This is a genomic window from Mycolicibacter sinensis (assembly GCF_001673565.1).
Taxonomy (GTDB): domain Bacteria; phylum Actinomycetota; class Actinomycetes; order Mycobacteriales; family Mycobacteriaceae; genus Mycobacterium; species Mycobacterium sinense_C.
On the sequence record NZ_LZMF01000138.1, the window covers coordinates 1 to 4,859 of the forward strand.

General features: G+C 67.6%; 8 protein-coding genes and 1 pseudogene. 6 read left to right on the forward strand and 3 right to left on the reverse strand.

Annotated elements, in window-relative coordinates; all coding sequences use genetic code 11:
* The 6 genes from A5648_RS20415 to A5648_RS20440 all read left to right on the forward strand — a co-directional run.
* A partial coding sequence (locus A5648_RS20415) for a class I SAM-dependent methyltransferase (protein ID WP_065026312.1) occupies nucleotides 1–703 on the forward strand: 703 nt, incomplete at its 5' end.
* On the forward strand, nucleotides 700–1,593 hold the full coding sequence (locus A5648_RS20420) for a cyclopropane mycolic acid synthase family methyltransferase (RefSeq protein WP_065026304.1): 894 nt from the start codon (nucleotides 700–702) through the stop codon (nucleotides 1,591–1,593). The genes A5648_RS20415 and A5648_RS20420, both read left to right, overlap by 4 nt.
* Nucleotides 1,590–2,150 carry a sigma-70 family RNA polymerase sigma factor gene (locus A5648_RS20425; protein WP_065026305.1) on the forward strand — a complete coding sequence of 187 codons (561 nt, stop codon included), beginning with the start codon at nucleotides 1,590–1,592 and terminating at the stop codon, nucleotides 2,148–2,150. Before A5648_RS20420 ends, A5648_RS20425 begins: the two co-directional genes overlap by 4 nt.
* The gene (locus A5648_RS20430) at nucleotides 2,147–2,836 is read left to right on the forward strand and encodes an anti-sigma factor (protein ID WP_065026306.1); all 690 of its coding nucleotides are present in this window, start codon (nucleotides 2,147–2,149) and stop codon (nucleotides 2,834–2,836) included. The genes A5648_RS20425 and A5648_RS20430 overlap by 4 nt, the downstream gene beginning before the upstream one ends.
* Before the next feature lie 33 nt (nucleotides 2,837–2,869).
* Nucleotides 2,870–3,109 (forward strand): DUF6364 family protein, encoded by a 240-nt coding sequence (locus A5648_RS20435; protein WP_065026307.1) that lies wholly within the window; start codon nucleotides 2,870–2,872, stop codon nucleotides 3,107–3,109.
* A 2-nt stretch (nucleotides 3,110–3,111) separates the two neighbouring features.
* Nucleotides 3,112–3,528 (forward strand): PIN domain-containing protein, encoded by a 417-nt coding sequence (locus A5648_RS20440; RefSeq protein ID WP_065026308.1) that lies wholly within the window; start codon nucleotides 3,112–3,114, stop codon nucleotides 3,526–3,528.
* Here A5648_RS20440 and A5648_RS20445 read toward each other — a convergent pair.
* The 3 genes and pseudogenes from A5648_RS20445 to A5648_RS20455 all read right to left on the reverse strand — a co-directional run.
* A complete protein-coding gene (locus A5648_RS20445; protein ID WP_065026309.1) occupies nucleotides 3,515–4,039 on the reverse strand; it encodes a hypothetical protein in 525 nt (174 codons plus the stop codon). The two genes, A5648_RS20440 and A5648_RS20445, sit on opposite strands and share 14 nt — an antisense overlap.
* Complete coding sequence (locus tag A5648_RS20450) at nucleotides 4,032–4,310, reverse strand: putative holin (protein WP_065026310.1); 279 nt, start codon at nucleotides 4,308–4,310, stop codon at nucleotides 4,032–4,034. The genes A5648_RS20445 and A5648_RS20450 overlap by 8 nt, the downstream gene beginning before the upstream one ends.
* A gap of 41 nt (nucleotides 4,311–4,351) precedes the next feature.
* Nucleotides 4,352–4,750, reverse strand: a pseudogene (locus A5648_RS20455) (DUF779 domain-containing protein); the annotation flags it as partial.
* Nucleotides 4,751–4,859: the final 109 nt, after the last annotated feature.

Sequence of the window (4,859 nt, forward strand, 5' to 3'; positions counted from 1 at the left end):
CCTGCGGTCAGGCATGACGCTGCTCGACGTCGGCTGCGGCTGGGGCGCCACCATGCGCCGGGCGATCGAACGGTTCGACGTCAATGTGGTCGGCTTGACCCTGTCGAAGAACCAGGCCGCCCACGTTCAGCGGAGGTTCGATGCGATGGACAGCCCCCGGAGCAGACGGGTGCTCCTGGAAGGCTGGGAAGGGTTCGACGAACCGGTCGACCGGATCGTGTCCATCGGCGCGTTCGAACACTTCGGCCACGAGCGCTACCGGGCGTTCTTCGAGATGGCTCATGCCGTGCTGCCCGCCGACGGGGTGATGCTGCTGCACACCATCTGCGGCCTGCGCCCCGGTGAGGCCCAGGAGCTGGGCATCCCGTTCACCTTCGAATCGGCCCGGTTCATCAAGTTCATCCTGACCGAGATCTTCCCCGGCGGACGACTCCCCTCGATCCCGATGGTCGCCGAACGCTCCGCGGCGGCCGGCTTCACCCTGACCCGCGAGCAATCGTTGCAGCCGCACTACGCCAGAACGCTGGACTGCTGGGCCGCGGCCCTGGAGGCCCACCGCGAGGAGGCCATCGCGGTGCAGTCCCAAGAGGTCTACGACCGCTACCTGAAGTACCTGACCGGCTGCGCGCAGCTGTTCCGTGGGCGCCAGGTTGATGTGGTGCAGTTCACCCTGGCGAAGCAGGACGCCGAGGTGAGCGCATGATCCCGACCCCGATTCCCGGTCCCGGCAGGCAACCGCGGTTCGCAGAGGTCCAGGCTCATTACGAGCTCTCTGACGATTTTTTCGCCCTCTTCCTGGATCCGACCCGGACCTACAGCAGCGGCCACTTCGATGCGCCTGACGCCGCCTTGGAACAGGCGCAGATCACCAAGCTGGACCTGCACCTGGAGAGCCTGGATCTACGGCCCGGCATGACGCTGCTCGACATCGGCTGCGGCTGGGGGTCGGCCCTCAAGCGGGCGGTCGAGCGATATGACGTCAACGTCATCGGCCTGACGCTGTCGCGGAACCAGCGGGCGTACGCCCAGCGCCTGCTCGACGACCTCGACAGCGATCGCAGCCGTCAGGTGCTGTTGCGCGGGTGGGAGGAATTCCAGTTGCCGGTCGATCGGATCATCTCGATCGAGGCCGTGCCGTACTTCGGCTACGACCGTTACCGCCAATTCTTCGAGAACTGCTTTGCGATCCTGCCGCCGGGCGGCCGGATGAGCATTCAGAGCATCGTCAGCTACCACCCGTATGACCTTCATGCCCGCGGACAGAAGCAGACCTTCGATACGGCGAAGTTCATCAGGTTCGTGGTCACCGAGATCTTCCCGGGCGGACGGCTGCCCACCACGGAGATGTTGATGATCCGGGCCGTGGAGGCCGGATTCGCGCTGCCCGAGGCGCTCTCACTGCGGCCGCACTACATCAGGACCCTCAACACCTGGGGCGACGCCTTGGCCGCCCACCAGGACGAGGCTCTGGAGATCACCTCCGTCGGCGTGTATGAAAGGTACATGAGGTACCTGCGCGGCTGCGCGTATTACCTTGGCGACGAGAGCCTGGACTGCAGCCTGCTCACTTACCTCAAACCGACCACCCGATGAGCGGGCCCGCGCAGCGCGACGACCTCGACGTCCTGTTGGGGCAAGTCGCGCGCCGCGACGTCGACGCATTCGCTGAGTTCTACGACCGCACCAGCCCGCGGGTGTACGGCCTGGTGACCCGGATGCTCCGCGATCCCGGCTACAGCGAGGAGACCACCCAAGAGGTCTACCTGCAGGTATGGCGCAAGGCCACCCAATTTGATCCGGCATCCGGGTCGGCGCTGGCTTGGCTGTTGACGATCGCGCACCGGCGCGCCGTGGATCGGGTGCGTACCGAGGAGGCGGCCGGCAGGCACGAGGCACGGTACGCGGCCGCCACCACCGACCGCCCGGCCGACGTGGTGTCCGAATCAGCGATTCTCCGTGAAGAAAGTCGTCGTGTGACCGAGTGCCTCGACTCCCTCACCGACATCCAGCGGCGCTGCATCGAGCTGGCGTACTACACGGGCCTCACCTACGCCGAAGTGTCGACCCGGCTGGCGGCCAACCTGGCCACCATCAAGTCCCGGATGCGAGACGGGTTGCGTGCCTTGCGTAATTGCCTGGGGGTGCGATGACGACTCCAACCGATGACGAGCTGTCGACGCTGGCGACGCCCTACGCCCTGGACGCCGTTTCGGACAGTGAGCGCGCGGACATCGAACGCCGCCTCGCCGCGGCCCCCACCGATCAGGCCACGGCGTTTCGCGGTGAGGTCCGCGCGGTGCGCGAGACGATGGCGGTGATCTCGGCCGGCACCGCACTCGACCCGCCGGCGGGCCTGCGCGATCGGGTGCTGGCGGCGGTGCGACCAGGGCCGCGGTTCGGCTGGCGGGCAGCCGGATTCGCCGCGGCCGCCGCCGCAGTTGTGGCGATCGCGTTCGGCGCGGGATTGGCGCTGCGGCCCGCGGCGACGCCGCCGGCGGCCGAGCAGGTGTTCACCGCGTCCGATGTGCGTACGGCCAGCGGCGCGATCCCCACCGGCGGAACGGCCACCGTCGTCTACTCACGCGACAGGGACGCCGCCGTCCTGGTGATGAACAACATGGGGCCGCCGGCGGCCGGCACCGTCTACCAGATGTGGCTGATCGAGGACCAGCAGCCGCGGTCCGCGGGCATCATCGGTCCGCAGGCCGTGCATCCGTCGACCACGGAGGTCATCCGCGACCTCGGCCGCGCCGCAACGCTGGCCTTCACCGTCGAACCGAGCGGGGGCTCCGAGCAGCCGACCAGCCAGCCGTTCGTGGCGCTGCCGCTGGAGTGATGTCGACCGTGTTTCGGCGCTACACTGAAACACATGGCCTCGAAGAACATCACGTTGACCATGCCGGCGGAGTTGGTTCGTCGCGCGAAAGTGTTTGCAGCGCAGCGCGACATGTCCGTGTCGAGCCTGGTCGCGCGGCTACTCGAGCAACTTGTCGGTCAGGTGCAGGACTATGACGACGTGGCCGATCTCGAGCGACGAATGATGAGCGGGGGTACCGGCCTTCAGATCGGGTCGATCACCTGGTCCCGGGACGAACTTCACCAGCGCTGACCATGGAGTTCGTCGACACCAATGTCCTGCTCTATGCCTACGACACGGCCGCTGGTGATCGACATGAGACCGCCCGCGCATTGGTTGAACGGCTCTGGCGTGAACGCCGCGGCGCCTTGAGCGTGCAGGTTTTGCAGGAGTTCTACGTCAACGTGACGCGCAAGGCGATCAAACCGATCGACCCGGCGTCGGCAGCTGACCGGCTCAAAAGCCTGTCTCGATGGCGAGTCCACTCTCCGCTGGCGGACGACGTCATCGCCGCGGCCACGTGGTCGGTTCGGCACCAACTGTCCTTCTGGGACGCCATGATCGTCCGCAGCGCCGCCGAATTGCGTTGTGACACTTTGTGGACCGAAGATCTCAGCGATGGGCAGGTGATCGAGGGGGTGCGGCTGGCCAATCCGTTCAGTACGGGATGACTCCCCCGACGCAGCGCTCCACGTGCTGGCAGAAGTAGTGGCCGTACAGCGGCGCCGCGGCGACGGCCGAGGCGAAGACCGCCGACATCAACGCGATCGCCACCGCGGCCAGCAGCGGTTTCTCGCCCACCATCGCCACGATCAGCCCGGCGACGATGCACCCGGCCGCGTAGAGCACCACCACGAAGACGGCCGGGGTCTTGTCGGCCAGCGAATACCACCAGGAGAACAGGCCCAGCCCGATCCCGGCCGCGGGGATCCACACCGCGAGAAGCACCAGCGCCAGGTGCCACCACTTCAGGAACCGGAATTGCCCGGCGACGGCAACGGGCTTGGGGGGCTTGACCGGCGTCGGAGGTGAGATTAGGGCCGGCCCGGGCTGCGATTCCGGTTCGGGCTCACGGTCGTCGGCCGGTGCGGGCAGCGGGGTCGGATGTGGCCCGGTGTCGAAGCTCGGCGGCCAGTGCGGCTCGGTCATGGGCAGCGCCCCGGTGTCGGTGGTCTCAGACACCGGAGACCGCCTGAATCGCCGCCAGCGCCCCGAACCAGCCGACCGCCAGCGCGAGCAGAAACGCACCCCCTGCGGTTACCCAGCGGCGCGAGGAGACGAACACCAGCATCAGCCCCGCGACGCTGGGCACGCCGAGCACCAGCGCGATCGCCACATCCGGGCGCACGGAGACGGTGACCAGCAGCGTCGTCCCGATCCCGATGAGGATGCCGACGGCGGTGCCGACCAGCATGGTGCTGCTCAACAGCCAGGGGCGCGGCAGCGGAATCACACCAGCAGATTTTACGACCGCGGCCCCGCTCAGTGCGGGAGCGACCCGGTGATCACCGGGACTTCGTCGAGCAGCGCGTTCTCGTCGTCGGTGAAGGCCCGACTGCGGGACAGGAACCGCATGCCCTCCGGCGCCTCCAGGCTGAACCCGGCGCCGCGTCCAGGTACCACGTCGATGATCAGCTGGGTGTGTTTCCACGCCCCGAACTGCGGGCCGGAGATCCACACCGGAATGTCCCCGGCTCGGTCGTTCGGGCGGAGCACCCCGAGCAGCACGTCGTGATCCCCGACGATGAAGTCGCCGTCGGGGTAGCACATCGGCGCCGAGCCGTCGCAGCAGCCGCCGGACTGGTGAAACATCACCGGGCCGTGCCGGGCCACCAGGCGAGCCACCAGCTCGGCCGCCGCATCGGTGATCAGCACCCGGTCCGGCGCAGCCATCAGAACATGCCCATCAAAAAAGACCCTGTGCCGTCTGGGAGTAGGACACCAGCAGGTTCTTGGTCTGCTGGTAGTGGGCGAGCGCCATCTTGTGGTTCTCCCGGCCGAT

Bases quoted from the DNA above. Each gene is read 5' to 3' on its own strand.
- A5648_RS20430 (WP_065026306.1), top strand. From the start codon at position 2,147: ATGACGACTCCAACCGATGACGAGCTGTCGACGCTGGCGACGCCCTAC.
- A5648_RS20435 (WP_065026307.1), top strand. From the start codon at position 2,870: ATGGCCTCGAAGAACATCACGTTGACCATGCCGGCGGAGTTGGTTCGT.
- A5648_RS20440 (WP_065026308.1), top strand. From the start codon at position 3,112: ATGGAGTTCGTCGACACCAATGTCCTGCTCTATGCCTACGACACGGCC.
- A5648_RS20420 (WP_065026304.1), top strand. From the start codon at position 700: ATGATCCCGACCCCGATTCCCGGTCCCGGCAGGCAACCGCGGTTCGCA.
- A5648_RS20425 (WP_065026305.1), top strand. From the start codon at position 1,590: ATGAGCGGGCCCGCGCAGCGCGACGACCTCGACGTCCTGTTGGGGCAA.